21 protein-coding genes are annotated in these 25,424 nt (G+C 34.2%); all 21 read left to right on the forward strand.

Annotated elements, in window-relative coordinates; translation table 11 throughout:
- The first annotated feature begins 446 nt into the window (after positions 1–446).
- The 21 genes from gmd (at position 447) to CRO54_RS19835 (ending at position 25,321) form a co-directional block, all read left to right on the forward strand.
- Complete coding sequence (gene gmd / locus CRO54_RS19735; RefSeq protein WP_097133837.1) at positions 447–1,583, forward strand: GDP-mannose 4,6-dehydratase; 1,137 nt, start codon at positions 447–449, stop codon at positions 1,581–1,583.
- Between the two features lie 41 nt (positions 1,584–1,624).
- Positions 1,625–4,057 (forward strand): SLBB domain-containing protein, encoded by a 2,433-nt coding sequence (locus tag CRO54_RS19740; RefSeq protein WP_097133838.1) that lies wholly within the window; start codon positions 1,625–1,627, stop codon positions 4,055–4,057.
- A gap of 2 nt (positions 4,058–4,059) precedes the next feature.
- The gene (locus CRO54_RS19745) at positions 4,060–5,337 is read left to right on the forward strand and encodes a nucleotide sugar dehydrogenase (protein WP_097133839.1); all 1,278 of its coding nucleotides are present in this window, start codon (positions 4,060–4,062) and stop codon (positions 5,335–5,337) included.
- On the forward strand, positions 5,324–6,460 hold the full coding sequence (locus tag CRO54_RS19750; protein WP_097133840.1) for a DegT/DnrJ/EryC1/StrS family aminotransferase: 1,137 nt from the start codon (positions 5,324–5,326) through the stop codon (positions 6,458–6,460). The genes CRO54_RS19745 and CRO54_RS19750 overlap by 14 nt, the downstream gene beginning before the upstream one ends.
- Entirely contained in the window at positions 6,450–7,028 is a 579-nt protein-coding gene (locus CRO54_RS21630; protein ID WP_097133841.1) for an acyltransferase, read from the forward strand. The genes CRO54_RS19750 and CRO54_RS21630 overlap by 11 nt, the downstream gene beginning before the upstream one ends.
- Positions 7,029–7,048: 20 nt before the next feature.
- Positions 7,049–8,101, forward strand: a complete 1,053-nt coding sequence (locus tag CRO54_RS19760; RefSeq protein ID WP_097133842.1) for a Gfo/Idh/MocA family protein — start codon at positions 7,049–7,051, stop codon at positions 8,099–8,101.
- 24 nt (positions 8,102–8,125) lie between these two features.
- Positions 8,126–9,229, forward strand: a complete 1,104-nt coding sequence (locus tag CRO54_RS19765; RefSeq protein WP_097133843.1) for a Wzz/FepE/Etk N-terminal domain-containing protein — start codon at positions 8,126–8,128, stop codon at positions 9,227–9,229.
- The gene (locus tag CRO54_RS19770) at positions 9,230–10,723 is read left to right on the forward strand and encodes a lipid II flippase MurJ (protein WP_097133844.1); all 1,494 of its coding nucleotides are present in this window, start codon (positions 9,230–9,232) and stop codon (positions 10,721–10,723) included.
- Complete coding sequence (locus CRO54_RS19775; RefSeq protein ID WP_097133845.1) at positions 10,720–11,814, forward strand: glycosyltransferase family 4 protein; 1,095 nt, start codon at positions 10,720–10,722, stop codon at positions 11,812–11,814. The genes CRO54_RS19770 and CRO54_RS19775 overlap by 4 nt, the downstream gene beginning before the upstream one ends.
- 4 nt (positions 11,815–11,818) lie before the next feature.
- Positions 11,819–12,724 carry a glycosyltransferase family 2 protein gene (locus tag CRO54_RS19780; RefSeq protein ID WP_097133846.1) on the forward strand — a complete coding sequence of 302 codons (906 nt, stop codon included), beginning with the start codon at positions 11,819–11,821 and terminating at the stop codon, positions 12,722–12,724.
- On the forward strand, positions 12,725–13,804 hold the full coding sequence (locus tag CRO54_RS19785) for an EpsG family protein (protein ID WP_097133847.1): 1,080 nt from the start codon (positions 12,725–12,727) through the stop codon (positions 13,802–13,804). It abuts the gene before it with no gap.
- A gap of 32 nt (positions 13,805–13,836) precedes the next feature.
- Entirely contained in the window at positions 13,837–14,781 is a 945-nt protein-coding gene (locus CRO54_RS19790; RefSeq protein WP_097133848.1) for a nucleotide-diphospho-sugar transferase, read from the forward strand.
- Between the two features lie 34 nt (positions 14,782–14,815).
- Positions 14,816–15,901 (forward strand): glycosyltransferase, encoded by a 1,086-nt coding sequence (locus CRO54_RS19795; RefSeq protein WP_097133849.1) that lies wholly within the window; start codon positions 14,816–14,818, stop codon positions 15,899–15,901.
- A 4-nt stretch (positions 15,902–15,905) separates the two neighbouring features.
- A complete protein-coding gene (locus CRO54_RS19800; RefSeq protein WP_097133850.1) occupies positions 15,906–16,895 on the forward strand; it encodes a glycosyltransferase family 2 protein in 990 nt (329 codons plus the stop codon).
- 65 nt (positions 16,896–16,960) lie between these two features.
- Positions 16,961–17,551, forward strand: a complete 591-nt coding sequence (locus CRO54_RS21635; protein ID WP_097133851.1) for a DapH/DapD/GlmU-related protein — start codon at positions 16,961–16,963, stop codon at positions 17,549–17,551.
- A gap of 16 nt (positions 17,552–17,567) precedes the next feature.
- Positions 17,568–18,701, forward strand: a complete 1,134-nt coding sequence (locus CRO54_RS19810) for an NAD-dependent epimerase/dehydratase family protein (protein ID WP_097133852.1) — start codon at positions 17,568–17,570, stop codon at positions 18,699–18,701.
- A 4-nt stretch (positions 18,702–18,705) separates the two neighbouring features.
- Positions 18,706–19,734, forward strand: coding sequence for a WaaS/CpsH family glycosyltransferase (locus CRO54_RS19815; protein ID WP_097133853.1), 1,029 nt, complete (start codon positions 18,706–18,708; stop codon positions 19,732–19,734).
- Positions 19,703–20,647: an NAD-dependent epimerase/dehydratase family protein gene (locus CRO54_RS19820; RefSeq protein ID WP_240775176.1), complete on the forward strand. Its 945-nt coding sequence runs from the start codon at positions 19,703–19,705 to the stop codon at positions 20,645–20,647. The genes CRO54_RS19815 and CRO54_RS19820 overlap by 32 nt, the downstream gene beginning before the upstream one ends.
- A gap of 73 nt (positions 20,648–20,720) precedes the next feature.
- Positions 20,721–21,695, forward strand: a complete 975-nt coding sequence (locus CRO54_RS19825; protein ID WP_097133854.1) for an MraY family glycosyltransferase — start codon at positions 20,721–20,723, stop codon at positions 21,693–21,695.
- 125 nt (positions 21,696–21,820) lie between these two features.
- Positions 21,821–23,695 carry a polysaccharide biosynthesis protein gene (locus tag CRO54_RS19830; protein WP_097133855.1) on the forward strand — a complete coding sequence of 625 codons (1,875 nt, stop codon included), beginning with the start codon at positions 21,821–21,823 and terminating at the stop codon, positions 23,693–23,695.
- A gap of 6 nt (positions 23,696–23,701) precedes the next feature.
- Positions 23,702–25,321: a gliding motility protein RemB gene (locus CRO54_RS19835; protein WP_097133856.1), complete on the forward strand. Its 1,620-nt coding sequence runs from the start codon at positions 23,702–23,704 to the stop codon at positions 25,319–25,321.
- Positions 25,322–25,424 lie beyond the last annotated feature (103 nt).

A 25,424-nucleotide genomic window follows, 5' to 3' on the forward strand; every position in this document is an offset into this window, starting at 1 on the left:
TTGCCTCTCTTAGTAATTATTATTGCTGAGCAGATTTTTATCTTGCTCGGCTACAAGTGTACCGGAAATTACCGCTTAATAACAAATAACATACAAGTGTTTCTATTATCCTTAAAAGAATAGAGCTCTCTAGTTTTTAAGAATGATATCAGGATCTTATTCTGTAAAAGTGTAAGTATTTATTTATCAATGAGTGCTTGCCTTCAAAATTAAATCACTTGTTAAGCTAAAGTTAAGCGGCTAGGTGTTGTGCATAACAATTTTGGGATTAAAAAAACCTCGTTTAATTATTCTCAATTTGCGTACTTCTTTAAGCCTTCTTAGCAAATTAGAATGATTTAAATTCAATAAAAATACTATTTTTGAAGCGTTTCGCAATTACAACTTTTTCATTACAAAAGGAAATGTTGTGTGCGTTAGCACAATTAATCTTACTAAAACATTAAATGAAAGTTGCACTTATAACGGGGGTGACCGGCCAGGATGGTGCCTATTTAGCAGAATTTTTGTTAAAAAAGGGATATTTTGTACATGGGATAAAAAGAAGGTCTTCGCTTTTCAACACGGATAGAATCGATCACTTGTATCAAGACCAACACGAGAAAGATATTAAGTTTAAGCTACATTACGGAGATCTTACAGATTCAACCAACTTAATTAGAATAATTCAAGAAACTCAGCCAGATGAAATTTATAATTTGGCAGCAATGAGTCATGTTAGGGTGAGTTTCGAGATGCCCGAATATACAGCTAATGCAGATGGCATAGGTACTTTGAGGTTATTAGAAGCAATTAGGATTCTCGGACTAACCAAGAAAACAAAAATCTATCAAGCGTCAACTTCAGAGTTATATGGATTGGTACAAGCTGTTCCTCAAAGCGAAAGCACTCCGTTCTATCCTCGTTCGCCATATGCTGTTGCTAAAATTTACGGTTACTGGATTACAGTTAACTATCGTGAAGCTTATGATATGTTCGCTTGTAACGGAATTTTGTTTAATCACGAGAGTCCATTACGTGGAGAAACATTTGTAACGCGTAAAATCACCAGAGCGGCTTCTAAAATTGCCCTCGGCTTACAAAGCTGTTTGTACTTAGGGAATCTATCAGCACAACGCGATTGGGGACATGCAAAGGATTACATCGAAGCAATGTGGTTAATTCTTCAGCAAGAAAAAGCCGAAGATTACGTTATTGCTACAGGTGTGACCACTACGGTAAGAGATTTTGTACGTATGGCTTTTGCAGAGCTCGGCATTACTGTGGAGTTTTCTGGTAAAGATGAACAAGAAAAAGGGGTGATTATAGATGTAGATCAGGAGAAAGCATTAAAGCTGGGATTGAATGTAGAATCACTCAAATTGGGAGAAACGGTAGTTAGGGTAGATCCTAAATACTTTAGACCAACAGAAGTAGATTTATTGTTGGGAGATCCAACAAAATCAAAAACTCAGTTAGGTTGGGAGCCTAAATATGATTTACAAGCTCTAGTTGAGGACATGATGCAATCAGATTTGAATTTGATGAAGAAAGATGAGTACCTTAAACAAGGAGATTATAAAACTTTGAATTATTTCGAATAATTTAACAATCTGCCAAAAAACAAAAAATACAGCTACGGCTTATGAAAAAAATATTTTTATCAATACTACTGATTGCCATTTCAGTTTCACTCTTTGCTCAAATAGGTGCGACCACTAATGTAGATGAGCTTTCTGATGCCCAGATCTCGCAATTAATGAAGCAAGCAGAGTCTATGGGGCAAACTAGTGATGCGCAATTAGAACAGTTTGCTATGTCTAAAGGAATCAAGCAAGAAGAGATTGCTAAATTTAGGGCTAGAGTAGAAAAATTAAAGAAACAAGGTAAGGTGACCCAAGCTGAAGGTAAGCATTCGGTTGGCGCAGGAAGGGAATATACAGAAACTACTGGAGGTGGATCCATAATTAATGCAAAAAAGGAAGATGATGCGGAGATTCAACCCAAGATTTTTGGAGCTGGTTTATTTAGAAATGGAAGTATCACTTTTGAACCTAACTTACGAATAGCAACACCAAAGACTTACATTGTTGGACCTGATGATAGGCTAATCATAGATTTGACTGGAGATAACGAAAGAAGTTATGAACTTCAGGTTAGTCCAGAAGGCATAATCAGCATGGAGTATGTTGGCAGAATTTCTGTAGGAGGCCTAACTATCGAACAAGCCAGCTCTAAAATAAAGTCTGTAATGGCCAAAACTTATCCCGCATTGAAAACTGGTAGAACATCAGTCGCCATTAATCTGGGTAATATCAGAAGCATTCAAGTTACCGTTACAGGTCAAGCAATAAAGGCAGGAACTTACACGATTCCTTCCTTAGCGAATGTGTATAGAGCTCTCTATGTTTCTGGAGGGCCGTCTAACAACGGTACATTTAGAAATATTCAGGTAATCCGTAACAATAAGGTGATTGCTGTAGTGGATGTTTACGATTTTCTTTTGAGAGGACTGCAACAAGGAAACGTTCGTTTGCAGGACCAAGACGTAATTAATATTCCTGCTTACAGCAAGCGAGTGGAAATCTCGGGAGAGGTAAAAGAGGCTGCTATTTTTGAGGTAAAGGGAACTGAGACTTTACAAGATGTAATTAATTTCGCAAAAGGTTTCACTTCAGAAGCTTATACAGCTAAAATAAAGTCATTTCAAAATACGGATAGAGAAAGAAAAATTAGCGACGTGTCTTCGGCGCAATATGCTACTTATCAACCTAAAAATGGAGACAAATTTATAGTTGAAGCTATTTTAGAACGTTTCGAAAATAGAGTAGAAATTATTGGGTCTGTATTTAGACCAGGCGTATATGAACTGGATAAAGGTTTAACGCTTTCTGGATTAATCAAAAAGGCAGATGGTATTACTGAAGATGCATTTCTAAATCGTGGATATATTAATCGTTTGAATCCAGATAAAACACAATACTTTATCTCTTTTGATGTTGCAAAAATACTTTCTGGAGAAGAAAAAGATATTCTTTTAACTAGGGAAGATAAGGTGACGATTAATTCGTTATTTGATTTAAGAGAAGAATATTCGGTTACCATTCAAGGAGAGGTTAGGGCTCCTGGAACTTTTGACTTTGCAGAAAACCTAACTTTGGTAGATGTAGTACAGATGGCGGGAGGTTTCAAAGAAGGAGCTACACCAAATCGTATAGAAGTTTCTCGAAGGATAACAAAAGCAGATTCCTCTTCTAGAACAGCCGAATTATTTATAGTTAATATTGATGAGAATTTACGGATTGTTGGCAATGAGTTTGCGCTTAAACCATTCGATATTATTACAATTAGAAACTCTGAAAGTTATTCAGTGCAAAAACAAGTAAGAATAGAAGGTGAGGTAAAGTACCCGGGAATGTACACGATTACAAGTAAAGACTATAGAATTTCTGATTTGATTAAAAAAGCAGGTGGGCTTTCTACTTATGCTTATCCAGAAGGAGCTTCATTAAAAAGACCAGGTGCTGAAAAAATTAATCCTGGAGATAAAAATGCTATCAATAATGCAGAAGAAGAAGAAAAGAAGTTTTTAAACTTAGAAAGAGTTCAAGACGACGCAGCAGTTAAAGTTGATGAAAAATTAGTTCAATCTGATTTAGTTGGCATTGATTTAGAAAGTATCTTGAAAAAACCTTTATCTAGACAAGATTTAATTTTAGAAGAAGGAGACATTATTCGTGTGCCTAAGCAATTACAAACTGTAAAAGTGACCGGAGAGGTGTTAAATCCAAATAGCATCGTATATGTACCTGGTAAAAATTTTAAGCAGTATGTTAATGGAGCAGGAGGATTTACCAATTCTGCATTGAAAAAAAGAGCTTACATTAAGTATGCGAATGGATCTACTGAAGCAGCAAAGAAATTTTTGTTTTTCAATAACTATCCTAAAGTAAAACCTGGTGCAGAGATTCTAATTCCTTTTAAGGCAGAAAAAGAAAAAATGAATACACAAGCATGGGTTGGAATTGGTACAGGAATTGCATCATTGGCAGTGGTAATTGTGAGTTTGTTTAGGTAGATTTGGACTTAAATTCTGAAATAAAAATTGCGGTAATTGGCCTAGGATATGTAGGCTTGCCCTTGGCGGTAGCATTTTCTGAAAAATACCAAGTTGTTGGTTTTGATATTGATACTTCTAGAGTATTACAATTAAAAGATGGTTTAGACGCAACTAATGAAGTAGAAACCAATGAACTAAATGCCGTTTTAAAAACTGATCAACTTACAGTTTCTGACCAGCTTGCTGATATCAAAGAAGCAAGGGTATATATCATTACGGTTCCAACACCAGTTGATAGGTTTAAAAAGCCTGATTTAACCTTTTTATTTAAAGCTAGTGAAGCAGTAGGTAGCGTATTAATGCCAGGAGATTTGGTGGTTTACGAATCCACCGTTTATCCCGGCTGTACAGAAGAAGACTGCGTACCTATTCTCGAAAAATATTCTGGTTTAGTATTCAACCAAGATTTTTACTGTGGCTATTCTCCAGAAAGGATTAATCCAGGAGATAAAATAAACACACTAAAGAAAATTAAAAAAGTAACTTCTGGGTCAACAGCAGAAACTGCAGATTTTGTAGACAAGCTCTACTCAAGCATTATCACTGCTGGAACACACAAAGCCCCATCTATAAAGGTAGCTGAGGCTAGCAAAGCTATTGAAAACGCACAGCGAGATGTGAATATTTCTTTCGTAAATGAACTCGCACTTATTTTCGATAGAATGAACATCGATACAAATGACGTGATAGAAGCGGCTGCAACAAAGTGGAATTTTCTGAAATTTAAACCTGGTTTAGTGGGAGGGCATTGTATTGGAGTAGACCCTTACTACTTAACTCATAAAGCACAGGCTTTAGGCTATCATCCTCAAGTAATTTTATCTGGCAGAAAAGTTAACGATAATATGGGGATGTTTGTGGCCAATAAAGTAGTAAAACTACTCATCAATAAAGGAAATCATGTCAAAAATTCTAAGGCTTTAGTACTTGGAGTTACGTTTAAAGAAAACTGCTCAGATATTAGAAATTCTAGAGTAGTTGATATCTATAGTGAATTGATACAATTTGGAGTTGATGTAGATGTATTTGATCCATTAGCTAATAAACAGCAGGTTTTAGAAGAGTACGGAATAGAATTACTATCCGAGATAAATGGACAGTACAATTCTATTATTTTAGCTGTAGCACACCAGCAATTTCTACAAATCAACTATAACAACTTAAAACAAGATGCCAACGCCGTAATATTTGACACCAAAGCATTTTTGGATAGAAATATAATAGATGGCAGACTCTAATATTCAAATTCCATTTTTTGATGCGTCAGCCTCATACCACCTTCAAAAAGAAGAAATAGATAGGGCTATCCAAAATGTTTTGGATAAAGGTGCATTTATCAATGGGCGGGAGGTGGAGTTATTTTCGTACAGCCTAGCATCATATTTAGGCGTAAACCATGTTGTCCCTTGTGCAAATGGTACAGATGCATTGAGTTTAGCCTTAATGGCACTAGAATTAGATAAGGAAGACGAAATCATAATTCCTGCATTTAATTTTATTGCTGCGGCTGAAGCAGTTGCTCTATTGGGATTAGTTCCTGTATTTGTAGATATCTGTGAAAATGACTTCAATATTGATAGCTCACTGATTGAGGGCAAGCTCACGTCTAAAACAAGGGCTATTATGGTTACCCATTTATTCGGAGCATCCGCACAAATGGACGAAATCAAAACTGTTGCAGAAAAGCACAATTTATATATCATTGAAGATGCTGCCCAGTCTTTAGGAAGTGAATACCGAAACCAAAAACTTGGAACCTTAGGACATATTGGATGTACTTCTTTTTTTCCTACTAAAAACTTGTCCTGTTTTGGAGACGGCGGCGCTGTTTTTACAAATGATGCAATCCTAGCAGGCAAGATAAAAATGATTGCCAACCATGGACAAATAAAGAAATACGAACACGAAATAATTGGTGTCAATTCTAGGTTGGATACACTCCAGGCAGCGATATTAAATGTTAAGCTTCATAAGCTAAATGAAGCAATTGAAGCAAGAAGAAACATCGCAAATTTATATCATGAACATTTAAAAGATGTAGAGAAGGTACAACTTCCTTTTGAATCGCCCAAAACTGTCCATAGCTTTAATCAATATTGTATCCTTTTAGAAAATAAATTGGTTAGAGATGCGTTGAAGGAATACCTAAAAAACGCCGGCATATCGACGATGATTTACTATCCTAAACCGACCCATCTACAAAAAGCATTTTCAATTTGCGGAGGTACAGAGGGAGATTTTCCTTTATCAGAAAATGCATGTGAGCGTATTTTGGCATTGCCAATATTCCCAACGCTAGATATACAGCAGCAACATTATATTATCAACCAACTGAAAACCTTTATAAGCGATGCCAATTAGGTACTTTGCACATGAAACAGCTGTGGTAGATGAGGGTGCTATCATCGGAACAGGGACAAAAATTTGGCATTTTTCGCATATAATGACTAATGCAAATATTGGTGAATATTGTATTATCGGACAAAATGTGATGGTGGCTTCGAAAGTTGTGGTGGGAAACGGCGTTAAAATACAAAACAACGTGTCTGTATTTGAAGGCGTTTTGATAGCAGATGATGTATTTATAGGTCCCTCGGTAACATTTACGAATGTTAAAATACCTAGAAGTTTTGTTAATCGCAAAAGCCAATTTTTACAAACTAACGTAGGTAAAGGTGCATCTATAGGTGCCAATGCTACCATTGTTTGTGGAAGTAACATTGGAGATTTTGCAATGATTGGGGCAGGTGCCGTGGTTACAAAAGACGTTGCACCTTATTCATTAGTTATCGGTAATCCAGCAAAACATGTTGGCTGGGTTAGCCAATATGGGCAGCTTTTAGATTTTACATCAAATGAAGTAGCAGAGTGCACAGAAAGTGCTCAAAAATATATTTTGTTAAATAACCAAATTTGTAAATTAGATTAAAATCTATCGATCATACACCTATGAAAATAAAATTTGCAATACTTGGTTACGGGCATATAGGAAAGAGGCATGCAGAGCTTGTGTCTCGACATCCAGATGCCGAGTTGGTAGCCACTATAGACATTGTCAGTAGCACTAATCTTCGAGCTTCGGAATTTAAGGTGCCACATTTTACGAGTATCGATGATTTTTTAAAATCTGATATCGGTGTTGATGTAGTTAATATTTGTACGCCCAATGGTTTTCATGCCTCACAAGCTATAAAATGTTTAGAACAAGGTAAGCATGTAGTAATTGAAAAACCTATAGCGCTAAACAAGGCAGATGCAGAAAAAATCCTGGAGGCAGCCAATAAAAATAGTAGGTTCGCATTTCCTGTTGTTCAAAATCGTTATTCATCAACCGTTAAATGGCTCAAAGAAATTGTATCAGATGGCAGGTTGGGAGAAATTTTCATGGTGCAATTAAATTGCTTTTGGAACAGAGACGAACATTATTACACTAAAGGTGGCTGGCATGGAACCTTAGCACTCGACGGTGGACCCTTATACACACAATTCTCTCATTTTATTGATGTATTGAATTGGATATTTGGAGATGTAAAAAATATCAATGCTAGATTCTCTAATTTCAACCATCAACATAATACCGAATTTGAAGACAGTGGAGTTGTAACATTTGATTTTTTGAAAGGTGGCATGGGTTCTATTAATTACTCTACATCAATTTACCAAAGCAACTTTGAGAGCAGTATAACGGTTGTTGGTCAAAATGGAACAGTCAAAATTGGTGGACAGTACATGAATAGCCTAGAATACTGTCTAATTAAAGGAGCCGAAAGACCAATATTAAAGGATAATCAGATGATGAATGACTATGGAGCTTACAAAGGTTCAGCATCTAATCATCATTTGGTGGTGGATAATGTAATAAAATCCATCAATGGTTTCGAAGAGCAACACGTATCTTTGTCAGATGGTCTAAAAGTTGTAGATATCATTGATAGAATTTATACGCATAGAGACGCAAGAATAACAAAAAAGCCTCTTCGTAAAGAGCAGTTAACTACGTAACATAATTATTGTTAAAAAAGAAAAATGACAAACGAAGTCGATAAAAATAACCAGACAGATAAAGATCAACTCACTTTAAGGGAGTTTGTCCTCAAAGTTATTGAGTGGTGGAGCTACTTCTGGAGCAAAAAATGGACGATTATTATTGCAGGATTATTAGGAGGGATTATTGGATTTGTCTACGCCTATACTAGAAAGCCAGTTTATACGGCCACAACCACCTTCGTACTAGATTCAGGAGAAAAAAGCGGAGGATTAGGCGCTTACTCTGGAGTAGCTTCTATGATGGGAATTGACTTAAGCCCAAATGGCGGTGGCATGTTTGAACGAGATAATATCTTGGATTTATATCAATCTCGTAAAATGATCGAGAAAACATTATTTAGTTCTACTGATGGTATTTCAAAAAAGCCTTTAATTGAAATGTATATAGACATTAATAAATTAAGAGAAGGTTGGAAAAATGATCCTATATTAAAAGATATCAACTTTAGTGTAACCGATTACAAAAAAAAATGGATAGATCCGAAAGAACAACGAATTTGTGATAGCTTGATAGGTGCCATTGCACAAAATATAAGTAAAGGTCATTTAAATGTTTTAAAGCCCAACAAGTTGTTAAGCAAAATTCAAGTAGAAGTCAAATCTGGAGATGAGGTTTTTTCAAAACGCTTTAACGAAGAGCTGGTGAAAAATGTAAATGATTTTTATATTCAGACCAAAATTAAGAAATCACTTGCTAATGTGACGATTCTGCAACATAAAACAGATTCTGTCAGAGCGGTGATGAATGGAGCTATATATAACGCTGTAGCTATTTCCGATGCGACCCCAAATTTAAACCCGACGAGGCAGGTACAACGAATTGTTCCAATTCAGAAGGCGCAGGTTTCAACAGAAACAAATAAAGCAATTTTGGGAACTCTTATACAGAATCTTGAAATGGCAAAAATGTCCTTATTAAAGGAAGCTCCTCTTATCGAGGTGATTGATGGCCCAGTATATCCGTTGTTGAAGACAAAAAAAAGCAAGATTATTTATCTTTTAATAGGAAGTATAGCTTTTGGCTTCTTAACAATTATCATTTTAATTGTTAAGAGAGTTATAAGTTCTCATTTGCCAAAATAAATGAGAAAGAAAGCTAGTTTATTGTTTTTTCTTCGAATACTTAAGGTTTTTTTAAGTATATTAAACCTTACCATAGCAGCTAAGTATTTTGGTGTATCTCTGGATAGAGATATTTGGATATTAGCACTAACTACTATTCTTGTCGTTGATATGGCTATATGGGGGCCTATTAACGAAACTTTCAGAGCTAAATATATAACTACAAGGGAACTTGAAGGAGAAGCTGTTGCATTAGAAAAAATGAACTCATTACTTCTTTTCACCAGCATCGTTTCTTTAGGTATAACATTAATAGTAATTTTATTTAGTGATTTATTGGCGCAAGCGGTCGCTCCTGGTTTCAAAGGGAATGAGTTGCTCAAACTGAGCAATATGTTCATTTACGTTGCACCTATATTACTTATAAACCAACTTATCCAAATTGGCATTAGTGTATTAAATGCTTATGACATTTTTTTTATTCCAGAAATTGCATCATTTGGAACTTCCATCTTTAATATAGTACTAACGGTTATACTTGCTCCTATCTATGGTGTGTATTCTTTGGCTATAGCATATTATGTTGGTGTTTTTTTACTCTTAGGCTTAGTAGTGTATTACGTTAAAAAGCTTAATAAAAACATTATTCGCAATTTGTTCAGCAAAAAACCAAATACTTTATTTTTACCTTTCTTAATTTTTGCTTTGCCTTTTTTCTTACCTTATTTTTTCGGTCAAGCAAATACTCTATTTGAAAAATCATTAGCTAGTAAATTATTTGTGGGGGCAATTTCTTCAATAGATTATGCTCGAAAATTTTCCGAAACGTTTAATACAGTAATCTCAAGCGTACTGACAACCATGCTTATTCCAGTCTTGGCGTTACACTACAGCAAAAATGAGAAAGAAAAATATGTAGCTCAATTTATACAAATGTTGAGGCTTGGATTTTTAGTGATTATTTTAATGGTTACTGTTTTTACGATTTCGCCGAATGCATTTGTTACCATAGTTTATCCGACTCTTTCTTATGAAAATAGTAACCAGATAGCAAAATTAATCACATTCTATTCTTGGGGTGCTCTACCTATTTTTGTATATGTTATTAGCGGGATAGCATTGATGACGTATGGTAAATCAAAGATTTATGCCATATTTGGAATGGTTGCTCAAATTTTAAATATTGTAATAAATTGGATAGGGTATAAGCAATTTGGGTTATCTATTTTCCCCCTATCATTATTTTTTTCTCATTTAATCTGCGGCGGAATAATGTTGTACTATTTTCCTGTATCTGAAAATAATATCGGTAAGAATTTATTAAAAGCTATCGGGATATTTATCTGGACTCTTACCTGGTGTTTTTGCATAGATAAAATGTTAAATCTTACAAACGTATACCTAGAAGTACTTTCAGTTTCTTTTGGAAGTATGATGGCATTAATTGTAGCGCTAGTTTTGTTTAAAATGGAAGAGGCCGTGTTTCTTAAAAAATTGTTTTTAAAAAAGAAATGAGAAAAATCTTAACGATATTTCCACTTGCGGAAAATGTACATCTTACCAAGGATGTTGGAATGGTACCGTTCATAATGCATAAATTTTATAATTATGATGCTACATTAGCTTGCTATAGTAGTGGGCCTTTTCCGAATTTAGAAATCGATACTCCAGGTTTAAAGTTGTTACGCATACCAAAGATAACTGGAGTTGCGACTTTAGATACAGTCTTCTTCTTACTACGTCATGCCAGAAGATTTGATATATTAATAGGATTTCATTATAGTTTTTTTACAGGCATTACTACCACATTCTTCAAGTTGTTGAATAGATTTAAAAGACAAAAAGTTGTATATATAAAACTCGATGCTAAAGAAGATATCTTTAAAATGAAGGAAAGAAAAATATTGCGCAAACTGATGGGGTTCGCAGATATTTTGAGTATCGAAAATACATCAATTTATAATCCTTTAGTTCGTGAATTTGAAAATCTTCTATATGTACCCAATGGGTTCTATCCTAAAAATCCGAAATATTTATTACCGAAAAAAAATATATTTTTAACAGTTGGGCGTATAGGCTCTCCAGAGAAGTCCAATGATGTACTAATGAATGCGTTTGCAAAAGTTGCAAAACTTTTGCCATCTTGGAATCTCTCGCTCGTTGGGCCTATACATGAGGAATTCCAGTCGTTTATATCCAGTTTTTTTAGCAAGCATCCTGACTTGAAAGAAAGAATTAATTTTACAGGTCCAATATTTGATAGAAAAGAGTTAATGCTTAAATATAATGAATCAAAAATTTTCGTGCTAACATCAAAGTGGGAAGGGTTCGCTCTTGTATTTCTTGAAGCAGGAATTGCTGGCTGTACTATAGTTAGCTCTGATATTCTTCCAGCCAATGATGTTACTAATAACGGTCGATTTGGGCGTATATTTCCAGTTGACGATGTAGATGCCTTGAAGGAAGCATTACTTAATTTAGCTAAAAATGAAGAGTTTCTTAAGAATAATTCTACTGCTATAAGCAGTTTTTATCAAGAAAATTTTTATTGGCCGAACATACTATCTACAGTCAACAATAAAATTGAAACATTTCTTTATAAGTAATTCAATGGATGTATCGATAATCTTAGTCAATTATAATACAGCAGATCTACTATTGGCCTGCATAGCATCTATTATTGAAAAAACCAATGAGATTAGTTATGAAATCATAGTAGTAGATAACGCATCTGCAGATTCGTCAGTAGAAAAGGTTAGAGCTAAATTTCCTTCGGTTAAGGTAATTGCTAATAATGATAATGTAGGTTTCGGGCGTGCTAATAATTTAGGTGTAGCACACTCGGAGGGAAAATACGTGTGGTTTCTAAATTCTGATACACTACTCATTAATAATGCAGCAAAAATATTGTTTGAGTCGCTATTTTCTTACCCAAATGCTGGTATCGCTGGAGGAAATTTGTATGATGGCGAAATGAAGCCAAATACATCGTTTTATCAAACTATGCCAGGCTTGTTAGGTGATGTGGATTACCTGCTTTTTAATGTTTTTACAAAAATAAAGTATAATAAAAACCTCAATTTTAATTATAGCAACCGCATTTTGGAAATAGATGGTTTTATAACTGGTGCTGACTTGATGATAGAGAAAGCCCTTTTTGAAGAAATTGGAGGTTTTGATAAAGATTTTTTCATGTATTATGAAGAGACTGAATTGACTTATCGGGTTAGGTTACGTGGGTTAAAAGTAATATCTGTTCCAGATGCAAAGATTATTCACTTAGAGGGAGCTTCTGAAACAAAAAAGGAAAATTCTATAAGAAGAACCTTCGAAAGTAAATTCAAGTACATCAATAAAACAAATCTAAAAGGTAAAAAAAAACTGTTACGATTAATTTTCAAGTTAACAAGTTATCAGAGATACATCTTATATAAATGTTTGGGTAAGGAAAACAAATCAAATGCTTGGGCACTTACAATAAAAGTAGAAAAAGATGTATATAAACGACTGCAGTAAATGATTTATTGGATAATCTTAATCTTATTATTCATTTTAGCAGTTCTTAGCGAGAGCAAGCTTACTCGTACACTAAAATACCTTCTAATTGTTATAGCCGCTGGTTCGCTTACGCTACTAGCTGGCTTAAGAGGTAACATAGAACCTGATTACGCCAATTATGAGGAGATGTTCGATAATGTTGGTATTTATCTTAGCCAGGGTGGCGAAGGAGTAGAACACGGATATCTGTTTCTGAATTATATCATTAAAGCAGTAGGTCTGGGGTTTCAAGCAGTAGTGTTTATAATGGCCTTTCTAGCTATTGTACCCAAAGTAATTTTCTTCTATAAACATAGCCCTAACTTTTTATTTTCTTCTCTAGTCTACTTCACTTCAATCTATTTTTTATTTGATTTCATAGCCATAAGACAAGCGGTAACCATCACTATTTTTATGTGTAGTTTGGTCTTTGTATTAGAAAGGCGACTCGTTCCTTATCTAATATGTATTGTTTTAGGTGCATTTATTCACTCTTCTATTCTTTTGCTATTACCTGGCTACTTTATTTTCAGCAAAAAAATTTCGGGCATATACCTATACTGCATTGTGGGGATTTGTGCAGTAATAAATATTCTTCAAATCAAAATCGGACTAGTAGAGTTTGCATTAGAAAAATTCGTTCTACCTGAGGCTGCAGCGGGAAAAGCAGCATTTTATGGTGCAGAACAGAATTTTGCATTTGTATCGCTAAAGCAGATAGTTTTAGCAATGATCTTTATTTTTTTAAACGATAAAAAGCAATCTAATGCACAATTTAAAAATATTTTGACGAATATATTCGTAGCAGGAATAATTTTTGCTACCGTACTTAATGGAATACCACAATTATCTTACAGAATAAAGTGGTACTTTTTTTGGCCAGAGGCTATTTTAATTATATACTTCGTGAAATATCTAAGTTTCGAGAAACTTCCTTTTAAATATTTGATGTATTTAGCGCTTTTGGCATTATATGCAAATACAATGTTCGTTCTGTTAAACGAATTGGCTACTCGCGGTAATTACATCTATCCCTATAAAACATTCATTGACCAATAAATACGGTTTATTTAAAATATACAAATTATAATATGAAAAGTGCTGTTTTGTACTTGGTGTTTAATCGAATAGATGAAACCAAAGAATCTTTTGAAACGATTAGAAAAGCCAAACCACCAAAATTGTATGTTGCAGCAGATGGCCCTAGAAACGCTGTAAATGGAGAGCGAGAAATTTGCGATGCTGTGAGAAAGATTGCGACTAACGTAGATTGGGATTGTGAAGTTTTAACTCTTTTTAGAGAGGAAAATCTGGGTTGTAAAACAGCTATAGTTATTGCTATCGACTGGTTTTTTGAAAATGAACCTGAAGGGATAATTCTGGAAGACGACATTATACCTAAAAATGAATTTTTTGAGTTTTGTGATATTATGCTCGAAAAATATAGAAATGAAAATGTCATCAAAGCAGTTTCTGGATTTAACCAATTTGGGCAAAATATAGAAAGTAACTCCTACTATTTCTCCAGAGGTTTTTATGCATGGGGCTGGGCAACTTGGAAATCAAGATGGTCTAACTATAAAGTTGACAATTTGGATATGTCGTTGCTTGAAAGCCGGGAGGTAAAGTCAGTCTATCATAAAGCTGCTATCGAAGGTGTAAAGTTTAATCTGAATATAATTCAAGCGGGTGTCTTAGATACATGGGACTATCAAATGTTATATATGATCATGGTCGAAAATGGCCGTGTAGTTGCACCACTTGCAAATTTGACAACAAATATAGGTGCCAACGGTGCACATTCTATGAATAACCAAAACATCTTCTTTAAGTATGGAGAAATGTCAATTAATGACTTGGTGCATCCGAGCAAAATCGAAGATAACCAGGTCTTAAATGAAAAATTGTGGGAAGAATTTAAAGCAGCATATTTAGGAGTAAGATTTAAAGATCTTTTAATGAAGCTTAGATTATATGTTTTACTTAGAGGTTTGTATAAAAAAGTAATGAAGTTTTATATTGCTAAGTTCAAGTAGACTGATAGAAAATGCATTTTAACTTTGGTTTTTAATGAAGAGTATTCTTTTATATTTTAATAGTTTAAAGCCTTCTGGAGGTATTGAGCGAGTGATTGTTACTGTGGCTAATAAATTGTGTGAGCAATATAAGGTTACGATTTTGGTTAAAGGTGAACCAATATCTTTCTACAAGCTGGATGGTAGAGTTCGTTTAGAGAGCTTAGGAAATGAGCTAAACTTTAATATGAATAGTCAGTTAAGCCGTGTTTTCTCCGCAATGAAGTCAGTATATAAAAATTCGAAATCTTTAAAGCTGTATTTAAAACAAAATAATTTTGATTATTATTATTTAGCACATCCACTAAATGTTTTAGAGTTTCATTTTTCAAAAGGAGTAACTACTACCAATACCGTTATTACTGAACACGGAGCATCAACCGCTTATAACTTAATTTATCGAAAGGTTAAAAGTTGGCTGTACCCTAAAGCAAAAGTCTATGTTGTTCCAACTACTAAGGATACAGAATACTATAAAAATTTAGGCTTCCCTGCACAATATTTGCCGCATTTCAAATCTAAATTGAAATATGAAAAGGCCTCCCTGTCAGAAAAAATAGCTTTAAATATTGGTAGGTTCACTGATGTTAAGCAGCAAATAGCATTACTTAGATTATGGAACTCATTAGTTAATGTTAAGCAAATCAAAGATTGGAAATTGTTTCTGGTAGGTATAGGAGAATTGGAAAATCAATTCGAAGAGTATATCGAGCGTAATAACTTACAGAATTACGTGTTTTTAAAACCTCCAAAAGAATCGGTAGAAGAATATTATAAGCAAGCGTCGTTATTTCTTTTGACATCTAAATCTGAAGGATTTGGAATGGTTCTGTTAGAAGCAATTTCATTCGGGCTGCCCTGTGTCAGTTACGATTGTCCATCAGGACCTAGAGATATTATCAAGAATAATGAAAACGGTTATTTAGTGCCACCAAATGATGAAGTCATATTTGAGCAGATGGTGGTAAATTTATTGAATAACCGAGAACTACTTGAAAAAATGGGGAATGAATCATTAACGATTAGTAATAACTGGAATGATGAAAAGTTATTGGAACAATGGAATATAATTTTAAATTAAATAAATGATAAGCATAATAATACCAATGTATAATGCTGAAGGAACAATAGTTAGATGTTTAAATTCTATTGTTAAACAGCAATTTAGTGCAGAAGTAGAAATAATAGTTGTTAATGATGGTTCTCGTGATAATTGCAAAAATGTTGTTGAAGAATATATAAAATCTGTACAAGGTGTTAGCATAATTCTTGTAAATAAGGTAAATGGCGGGGCGTCGTCTGCGAGGAATGCAGGATTAGATTCTGCAAATGGAGAATATATCTTGTTTTTGGATAGTGACGACACTTTTGTTCAAGATTCACTTGAATACGTTACTAATGTGATACATTCTAATCAATTTGATATTGCATGTTTTGGCTATGAATTTTTTGATGATAATAATAAGTCATTATTGCAATTCACTTATGGCGATTCAGTAAAAATCGATGACTATAAGGAAGACTTTTTGAAGAGAGGTACCGTTAAAAATGTAATATGGAATAAAATATATCGTAGAAGTTTCATAGTAGAAAACGACATCAAATTCCGCTCTAATTTCGAACCAAATGAAGATTCGCTATTTGTCTTTGAAATCTTGCTTAAGACAAATAAGATTGTTTTTCTAAATAAAATATTATACAACCATATCTCGGATAACAAGGAAAGTTACACCAATAAATTTGATAATTTTCATTATACTAATGCCCTATCCTTATTAACTTTCTATAAAGAATTAATCAGAAAGGAATTAGGTGCTACCTATCATGTAGCTTATGAGATTTTTTGTACAAGAGTTTTATGTAGATTGATATTGGTATCAACTTTCAGTACGCAAAAGAAAATAGATTTTTACGAAAACCTTAAAACAATCTATCAATCTGAGATTTGGAAAGATTTGCTGAAGTCAAAAGCACTGCCTACAAAATTTAAAAATGTAGTAAGATTTTTTAGTTCACATAATTTAGTTTGGTATTTGGTAAAAGGTATGAAGGCATTCAACTATAGGATGCAATAATTGTAATTAATTATTTCTTTGCTAAAATCTCATTTTCAATATAATTTAATAAAAAGAATATAAAAATGGTACGTACTTACGGTTTACTGGGTTCTATTAAAATGCTTAGAAATATAATAATGACAAAGCTGCTTTACAGTAAATCGCGTTTAGTTAGATTTCCGATTGATATTAGGAATGAGAAAAATATATCATGGGGAATTGGCTTAACAACAGGTGTAGGGAATAGAATTGAGTGTTATCCTCAAAATGGAAATCTCAAAACTCTATTTTTGGGTGACAATATTCAAATAAACGACTATAATCATATCACGGCAATGGAGAACGTTACTATAGGTAATAATGTACTTCTTGCAAGTAAGATATATATATCAGACTGCTCGCATGGAAGTTACTCAGGTGACGAAAATGATTCAGATCCAACGTCTATTCCCAACAACAGACCGCTTTACGCAAAACCTGTAACGATAGAAGATAATGTATGGTTGGGCGAATTTGTATCCGTTCTGCCAGGCGTAACCATTGGTAAAGGAACAATAGTGGGGGCAAATTCGGTAGTGTCAAAAAGTTTACCTCCAAATGTAATTGCTGTTGGATCTCCTGCTAAGCCTATAAAAAAATATAATTTTGAATCTCAGCGTTGGGAAAAAATTTAAATCGATAAAATATAAAATGAATAATATACTAATTACTGGCGGTGCTGGCTTTATAGGAAGTAATTTAGCATTAAAGCTAATCAGCAAAGGTTATACAATTACTGTACTTGATAATCTTTCAGTACAAATTCACGGCGACGATGCTGAAAATACATCGCCTCTCTATCTAAGTATAAAAGATAAAGTTAAGTTTATCAAAGGATCGGTAACCTCCAAAGCTGACTGGCAAAAAGCAATTAAGGGACAAGATGTAATTGTTCATTATGCCGCAGAGACAGGAACTGGCCAGTCTATGTACGAAATACAGAAATATGTTGACGTTAACATTAATGGTACCGCAATATTATTGGATTTATTAGCCAACGAACCAAATCAGGTAAAGAAAGTTGTTATTGCTTCTTCTAGGTCAATTTATGGCGAAGGCAAGTACAAAAGCAAGGAGCTGGGATTTGTTTATCCAAAACACCGCACAGCAGAATATATGGATAATGGAGACTTTGATGTGAAATTTGAGGGCTCAAGCGCTTTAGAATTGACAGCAACTGACGAAGATTCTAAAATTCATCCATCTTCAGTTTACGGCATTACTAAGCAAAATCAGGAGCAAATGATCATGACGGTTTGTCCAACGTTAGGAATTGCGCCAGTAGCGTTTCGCTATCAAAACGTGTATGGGCCTGGTCAGTCGTTAAAAAATCCCTACACAGGTATACTTTCTATTTTTTCTACTCAGATAAAAAATGGAAATGGTATCAATATTTTTGAAGATGGGAAGGAAACTCGTGATTTTGTTTTTATTGATGACGTTGTTGACGCTACGATCTTAGGTATAGAGAAAGAAGAGGCCAATAATGAGGTGTTTAATGTGGGCACTGGGGTTCCAACAGATGTAATTACGGTAGCTAATGGATTAGTTAAAAACTATGGCGTTGAAGTTCCTATATCAATTAGTGGTAATTACCGATTAGGAGATATTAGACATAATTACGCTGATTTAACAAAGATTAAGAGCAAGTTGGCTTTTGAACCTAAATTTACTTTTGAGCAGGGCCTTCAGCAATTTACTACTTGGGTTAATACACAAGAAGTGCAAGAAGATAATTATGCCAAATCTATCGAAGAGATGAAGAATAAAGGATTGTATAAATAATAGAATGACATTAGGAAATAAGCTTTCTGGGAAAAATATAATCTTCTTCTCCGTACAAACATTTAACTTAGAAAAGGAAATTAAGCGTAAGCTAGAAGAGTTAGGAGCCAAAGTTAGCTACTTTGACGAAAGACCATCTAATAGTAACTTTACAAAGGGAATCATTAGACTAAAAAGAGATCTCTATCAAAAAAAAATTGATAATTATTATAAATCAATTTTAATTGATACTAAAGATGAACACTTTGATTTTCTGTTTGTGAATAGAGGCGAAGTTATCCCAGCTTTTTTTCTAATGGAATTTAAGAAGCTTCACGCCAACTGTGAGTTTATATTTTACACATGGGACTCGTTTACAAACCATGTACACCCAACAACGATATTAGAACATTTTGATCGCAAGTTAACCTTTGACCCCGAAGATGCAACAAAGTTCAATATCAATTTTAGGCCATTATTTTATCTAGATGCGTTTAAAAACCTGAGTTCTGAAAAAATAGAAAATGATATTCTGTTTTTAGGTACGGCACACTCCGATCGATATAAGATTAGCTCTGAAATAAAAAATTGGGCAGTAGCACATAAATTGACTATGTTTTGCTACTATTATATGCATGGAAGGTTTGTTTATCTTTACAAGAGATTGTTTGATAAGACCTTTAAGCAGTTCGATTATAGGAAATTGAGTTTTACTTCATTAACACTCACCGATATCGTATCTCTGTATCAGAAGTCAAATGTGGTATTAGATATTAATCACCCTCATCAGAAAGGGTTAACAATGAGAACCTTTGAAGCAATTGGTGCTAAAAAGAAATTAATTACCACCAATAAAGAAATTGCCAAATTCCCATTCTATTCAGAGAACAATGTAGAAATTATTAACCGCGATAACGTGGAGTTGAATGAGCGCTTTTTTAAAAGTGATTATCAGCCAGTAGATGAAGAAATTTATCAAAAACTGACACTGGAAGGCTGGCTCTATAACATATTTGTAGATAATGAAGCGGAATTTTGGAACCAATGCAAGTAAGTTTAATATGAAAGTTAATATTACAGGCTCTTCAGGCTTTGTTGGACAAAATCTTATTAACTATTTGATAGGTTATGAAGTAGATGTCCTTCAACGCTACCAATTAAGCAATCCCTCGGTAGAACAATTGAGCAGTTGTGACGCTATCATTCACCTTGCCGGTAAAGCCCACGATCTTAAGAAGACTTCAAATCCTGAGGAATATTACGAAGTTAATTTTGAGTTGACCAAACGAATATTCGACGCTTTCCTAAAATCTGATGCTAAGAAATTTATTTTCATTAGTTCTGTTAAAGCTGCTGCAGATAGCCTTCAAGGTGTTTTAGATGAGGCTCATCAACCTAATCCTCAAACAGATTATGGCAAATCTAAACTCATGGCAGAGGAATATATTCAAGCTCAAGAGCTTCCAGAAGGAAAAGCTTATTATATTCTTAGACCCTGTATGATACACGGACCAGGCAATAAAGGGAATTTGAACTTGCTGTATAAAATTGTGCAAAAAGGTATTCCATATCCTTTAGCTGCTTATGAAAATAAACGTTCATTTTTAAGTGTCGAGAATTTATGTTTTGTAATAAAACAGTTGGTAGGTAGAGAAATTATTTCTGGAGTATATAACGTAGCAGATGATGAAGCTTTATCAACTAACGCAGTAGTGCAAATTTTGGCAGCATCTTCAAATAGAAAAGCTAAACTTTGGTCAATTCCTTCGGGCATTATTAATAAAATCGCTAAAATTGGAAATGTTTTGAAGTTGCCTCTAAATACCGAACGCCTGCAGAAATTGACAGAAAGCTATGTTGTAAGCAATGCGAAAATCAAAAAGGCATTAGGTGTCGAATTGCCAATTTCTGCTACCAATGGATTAAAAATTACAGCAAAATCTTTCAATACTTCTTCCTTCGATTAAGGCTGAATTTAAGTAGGGATAGTGCACCATATTTTTCTAATCTACTTACATAATGATATCTTATTTTAACTTAATGCAAAACTCAATTTTACTTTTATACTTTGTCATTTTCGTAGTTCTAGAACTCGTTTATTTTAAAATAGCCGATCGTTTCAATATTATAGACAAACCTAACCATCGTAGCTCTCACCAAACGATTACGATAAGAGGCGGAGGAATAATTTTCCCTATTTCTGTTTTGATATATACTTTATTCAACGATTTTCAGCAGATCTATTTTGTTATTGGGCTGCTGGCAATCTCAACCATAAGCTTTTTAGACGATATTTTAACACTGAATAATAAAGTGCGCTTGGGCATCCATTTAACTTCGGTATTATTGCTTTTTATGCAATGGGATTTGTTCAGTTTCAGTTGGTATTGGCTACTAATAGCATTAGTTTTCGTGATTGCTACCATTAATGCTTACAACTTCATGGATGGAATAAATGGAATTACTGGCGGATATAGTTTATTAACCATAGGCAGCCTATATTACATCAATAAAAGTGTGGTAAATTTTACTTCAGATGAGCTTTTACTTGTAGTGGGTTTGGCATTGCTTGTTTTCAATTTTTTTAATTTTAGAACTAAAGCAAAATGTTTTGCTGGTGATGTAGGAAGTGTCAGTATCGCTTTTATTATCGTATTTTTTATTGGGCAGTTAATTTTAAAGACTCAAAACCCTTTCTATATTTTACTTCTTTTAGTTTACGGTACCGATACTGCTTTTACCGTGTTCTTTCGTAAGCTAAGAAAGGAAAATATATTTGAAGCACATCGTAGCCATTTCTACCAATATCTTTCCAACCATTTAAAATATTCCCACCTATTAGTCACGTTTTTCTACATGCTGGCGCAGTTATTGATAAATGCTGCGTTAGTTGTGTTTGTCAATGATAATATTTTGCACTTTGGGGGCGTATTTTTAGCATTTGTTACCATTTATCTGGTGTTGCGTTTTTCATTAGAAGGGAAAAATAAACTAATGGTGTCTTACAACCACTAAGACTGTAATAATTTTGATATAGCACATTTATTGTTGTACCTTAGTTCAAATTACTTGCTTTGTTTGGTAAAATAAATATCGTCCCTAGGTGGATAATCTTCCTGCTTGATTTATGCATTTGCATAATGTCTTTGACTATTGCATATGCTGTAAAACTCAATTTAGCTCTCACTGAGATTGATATCGTAGAGTTTAGTAGAAATATACTTATCACTACAGCTATTAGTATCGTAGTGTTTTTCAATGTAAAAACTTATGCAGGAATTATTCGTTACACAAGTGCCCAAGATACTTTTAGGATTCTTTTTGCTGTAATCATTAGCAATGGAGTTTTTTCTTTTCTTAATTTTGTTGTTACTGCCTTAGGTTATCATCCGTATATATCCAATACGGTTCTAATTATCAATTTACTTACATCTTTTCTATTACTGATTACTTATAGAGTACTGATAAAGTATTTCTTTATGTATATTAAAAATCTAACCTTAGATAAACGGAAAGTAATTGTTTATGGTGCTGGTGAAGCCGGATTGGCTACCAAAAGAACGTTTGACCATGATGGGAAAGTAAATAAGGCTATAGTGGCTTTTGTGGATGACGATGAGAGAAAAGTTGGTAAGGCAATAGACGGCATCAAGATATTAAGTGCTCAACGCTTAGAAGAGCTAATAAAGGAACATCAGATAGATGAAGTGATTTTTGCTTCCTACACCATTCCTGTTGAAAGAAAGAACAGGATTGTAGACGTTTGCCTTGAACATGAAGTAACTGTTTTGAATATACCACCTGCCGATGCTTGGGAGGGTGGAAAGCTAAACAAATCTCAAATACAGAATATTAATATTGAGGATCTTCTTAATCGAAAACCAATAGAAATTGATGTAAAGGAACTTCAAAGTCAGTTAAAGGATAAAAGAATTTTAATTACAGGAGCAGCAGGTTCTATAGGTAGTGAAATTGTTAGGCAGTTAATGAAGTTCGAAGTAGGATTGATAATTCTATGTGACCAGTCTGAAACAGCCTTGCACAATATCTATTTAGAGTTGGAAGAAAACTATAAGCATAATAATTTCCATGCTTTTATTGGTGATGTAAAAGACGAAACTCGGATGATTCACCTGTTCGAAATGTATAAGCCTCATTATGTATATCATGCGGCAGCTTACAAGCATGTTCCCTTAATGGAGGACAATCCTTCTGAAGCGATAAAAAATAACGTTTTAGGAACAAAAATGATTGCTGACTTATCTGTAAAGTACGGTGTGCAGAAATTTGTAATGGTATCTACCGATAAGGCAGTTAACCCAACAAATATTATGGGAGCTACTAAGCGCATTGCAGAAATTTACGTTCAGTCTTTAAATAATTCGTTATCCAAAAAGGATTTTATATACAGCAATGGTTTAAGCTATATCAATGAACTTGAAGTTAAGCCAATAACCAAATTTATTACCACAAGATTTGGAAATGTGCTAGGTTCAAATGGTTCTGTGATTCCTCGCTTTAAGCAGCAAATTGAAAAAGGCGGACCTGTAACGGTAACGCATCCAGAAATTACGAGATATTTTATGACTATTCCAGAGGCCTGTAGGTTGGTTTTGGAAGCAGGGTGTATGGGTAAAGGTGGCGAGATATTCGTATTTGATATGGGTAAATCTGTTAAAATTACTGAGCTTGCAAAGAAAATGATCCGATTGGCTGGGTTAATTCCAAACCAAGATATTAAAATTCAATACTCAGGGTTAAGGCCAGGAGAGAAGCTTTTCGAAGAGTTACTAAACGATAATGAAAATACCATGCCTACACATCATGAGAAAATCATGATTGGTAAGGTGAGGGAATATCTGTTCACAGAGGTAGAAGCTCAAATATATTCGCTACTTAAATATGCCAAAGCCAATGATGATAGACAGGTGGTGATGGGGATGAAGAAATTGGTGGTGGAGTTTAAAAGTAAAAACTCTGTATTTGAAGAGTTAGATGGAGCTATAAACGAATAATACTTAATGAAAAAATATCTATTAACGGCCACCCTCTTGGCCTTTTTTGTTTTTGGCGCATCTAGCCAAGAAACTAATACAGCTAATCAAAATCTACTTCATGATTATCAACTTTACCAAAAGCTAAACCGCTCGGTATATGATACAAAAAGTAAATTCCATTCTTCGATTAGAGGATTTTACTCAGATGATGCCAAATTAAAAACTGCTTATGATTCATTGATGAGTTATGGAGTGGATACCTTAAATAAAAGGAGTTGGGTACACCGAAAACTGTTTCAAGAGCATTTGATAGAATTTAAAAATGAAGAGTACAATATCTACGCAGATTTATTGGCAGATTTTCAAATCGGTAAAGACTTTAAAGGTGATAGAAGTACTTGGTTAAATACTCGTGGTTTTCAAGTAGGTGGTAATGTTGGAGAGAAATTCTCATTCTATTTAAATGGTTTCGAAAACCAAGGTAAGTTTGCAAATTACGTAAACGACTATATTGTAAGCAATCAGGTTGTGCCGGGTCAGGGATATGGAAAACTGGCAACAGACAAACAAGATTGGGCATACGTTACTGCCTTGCTTTCTTACACTCCCAATAAGTATCTTAATTTTGCGTTAGGTTACGATAAGAATTTTATCGGTGATGGTTATCGCTCTGTGCTGCTTTCGGATAATTCATCTAACTATTCTTTTTTTAGATTGAGGGCCAGTTTAGGAAGTGTACAGTATCAAACTATTTATGCTTACATGTTAGACCCTGGAGCACCTAAATTAGCTTCGGATAGAAGACTAGGCGACAGAGGCAAATGGATGGCAGCACATTATTTAGACTGGAATGCTACAAACAGGCTTTCGATAGGTTTTTTTCAAGCAGTAACTTGGGCTGATGCTGAAGTTGAAGGCAAAAGAGGATTCGATTTTAATTACATCCATCCGTTTATGTTCATTAGACCAGTAGAAAATACAAATACTACTTCGCCGGATAAGATGAGATTGGGATTAAATGTGAAGTACGAACTGTTAGAGAAAACAGCTCTTTACGGGCAGTTTATGTTTGACGAGTTTACCGCAAAAGAATTTTTTAAGGGCAATGGATATTGGGCAAATAAATGGGCTATCCAATTAGGATTAAGAGGCTCTGATTTGTTTAAAGTTGCTCGTTTAAATTATCTAGCTGAGTTTAATACGGCTCGCCCTTATACCTATGCTCACTTTGATAGGCTATCTAATTATTCTAACTATAATCAGCCTTTGGCGCATCCTTTTGGAGCCAACTTTAGAGAGTTTTTAGGTTTGTTGAACTATAGCGTAAAGAAATTTGATTTCCAAGGACAAGCTTTATATGCCTCGTACGGTTTAGATGAAGCAGGTTCTAATTATGGTAAAGATATTTTCAAAAGTTATGATACTAGAGCAGTGCAATATGGCAGTCACGTTGGGCAGGGATTGTTAACGGAGTTATATATGGTGCAAGGAAAAGTGGCCTATCTGTTAAATCCAAAATACAATCTCCGATTAGAATTAGGTGGTGTATTAAGACAGGAGAAAAATAGTTTGATTAAAAACAATACTGCTATGGTAACCTTAGGATTGAGAACTAGTTTTAGAAATTTATACTACGATTTTTAATGTTTCTTCTTACGAAGAAGCTTCAAAACGGCAAAGCCCTCAACTGATACTTTAAAAATCAATAACTAAAGAAAGTTAAACTTCGTAGGTCTAGTTTATATAC

The sequence above is a fragment of the Pedobacter xixiisoli genome (assembly GCF_900215335.1).
Classification (GTDB): domain Bacteria; phylum Bacteroidota; class Bacteroidia; order Sphingobacteriales; family Sphingobacteriaceae; genus Pedobacter; species Pedobacter xixiisoli.

Excerpts from the sequence above, each read along its gene's own strand:
- gmd (WP_097133837.1), top strand. The coding sequence starts at position 447 with ATGAAAGTTGCACTTATAACGGGGGTGACCGGCCAGGATGGTGCCTAT.
- CRO54_RS19740 (WP_097133838.1), top strand. The coding sequence starts at position 1,625 with ATGAAAAAAATATTTTTATCAATACTACTGATTGCCATTTCAGTTTCA.
- CRO54_RS19750 (WP_097133840.1), top strand. The coding sequence starts at position 5,324 with ATGGCAGACTCTAATATTCAAATTCCATTTTTTGATGCGTCAGCCTCA.
- CRO54_RS21630 (WP_097133841.1), top strand. The coding sequence starts at position 6,450 with ATGCCAATTAGGTACTTTGCACATGAAACAGCTGTGGTAGATGAGGGT.
- CRO54_RS19760 (WP_097133842.1), top strand. The coding sequence starts at position 7,049 with ATGAAAATAAAATTTGCAATACTTGGTTACGGGCATATAGGAAAGAGG.
- CRO54_RS19765 (WP_097133843.1), top strand. The coding sequence starts at position 8,126 with ATGACAAACGAAGTCGATAAAAATAACCAGACAGATAAAGATCAACTC.
- CRO54_RS19770 (WP_097133844.1), top strand. The coding sequence starts at position 9,230 with ATGAGAAAGAAAGCTAGTTTATTGTTTTTTCTTCGAATACTTAAGGTT.
- CRO54_RS19775 (WP_097133845.1), top strand. The coding sequence starts at position 10,720 with ATGAGAAAAATCTTAACGATATTTCCACTTGCGGAAAATGTACATCTT.
- CRO54_RS19780 (WP_097133846.1), top strand. The coding sequence starts at position 11,819 with ATGGATGTATCGATAATCTTAGTCAATTATAATACAGCAGATCTACTA.
- CRO54_RS19785 (WP_097133847.1), top strand. The coding sequence starts at position 12,725 with ATGATTTATTGGATAATCTTAATCTTATTATTCATTTTAGCAGTTCTT.
- CRO54_RS19790 (WP_097133848.1), top strand. The coding sequence starts at position 13,837 with ATGAAAAGTGCTGTTTTGTACTTGGTGTTTAATCGAATAGATGAAACC.
- CRO54_RS19795 (WP_097133849.1), top strand. The coding sequence starts at position 14,816 with ATGAAGAGTATTCTTTTATATTTTAATAGTTTAAAGCCTTCTGGAGGT.
- CRO54_RS19800 (WP_097133850.1), top strand. The coding sequence starts at position 15,906 with ATGATAAGCATAATAATACCAATGTATAATGCTGAAGGAACAATAGTT.
- CRO54_RS21635 (WP_097133851.1), top strand. The coding sequence starts at position 16,961 with ATGGTACGTACTTACGGTTTACTGGGTTCTATTAAAATGCTTAGAAAT.
- CRO54_RS19810 (WP_097133852.1), top strand. The coding sequence starts at position 17,568 with ATGAATAATATACTAATTACTGGCGGTGCTGGCTTTATAGGAAGTAAT.
- CRO54_RS19815 (WP_097133853.1), top strand. The coding sequence starts at position 18,706 with ATGACATTAGGAAATAAGCTTTCTGGGAAAAATATAATCTTCTTCTCC.
- CRO54_RS19820 (WP_240775176.1), top strand. The coding sequence starts at position 19,703 with ATGAAGCGGAATTTTGGAACCAATGCAAGTAAGTTTAATATGAAAGTT.
- CRO54_RS19825 (WP_097133854.1), top strand. The coding sequence starts at position 20,721 with ATGCAAAACTCAATTTTACTTTTATACTTTGTCATTTTCGTAGTTCTA.
- CRO54_RS19830 (WP_097133855.1), top strand. The coding sequence starts at position 21,821 with ATGTCTTTGACTATTGCATATGCTGTAAAACTCAATTTAGCTCTCACT.
- CRO54_RS19835 (WP_097133856.1), top strand. The coding sequence starts at position 23,702 with ATGAAAAAATATCTATTAACGGCCACCCTCTTGGCCTTTTTTGTTTTT.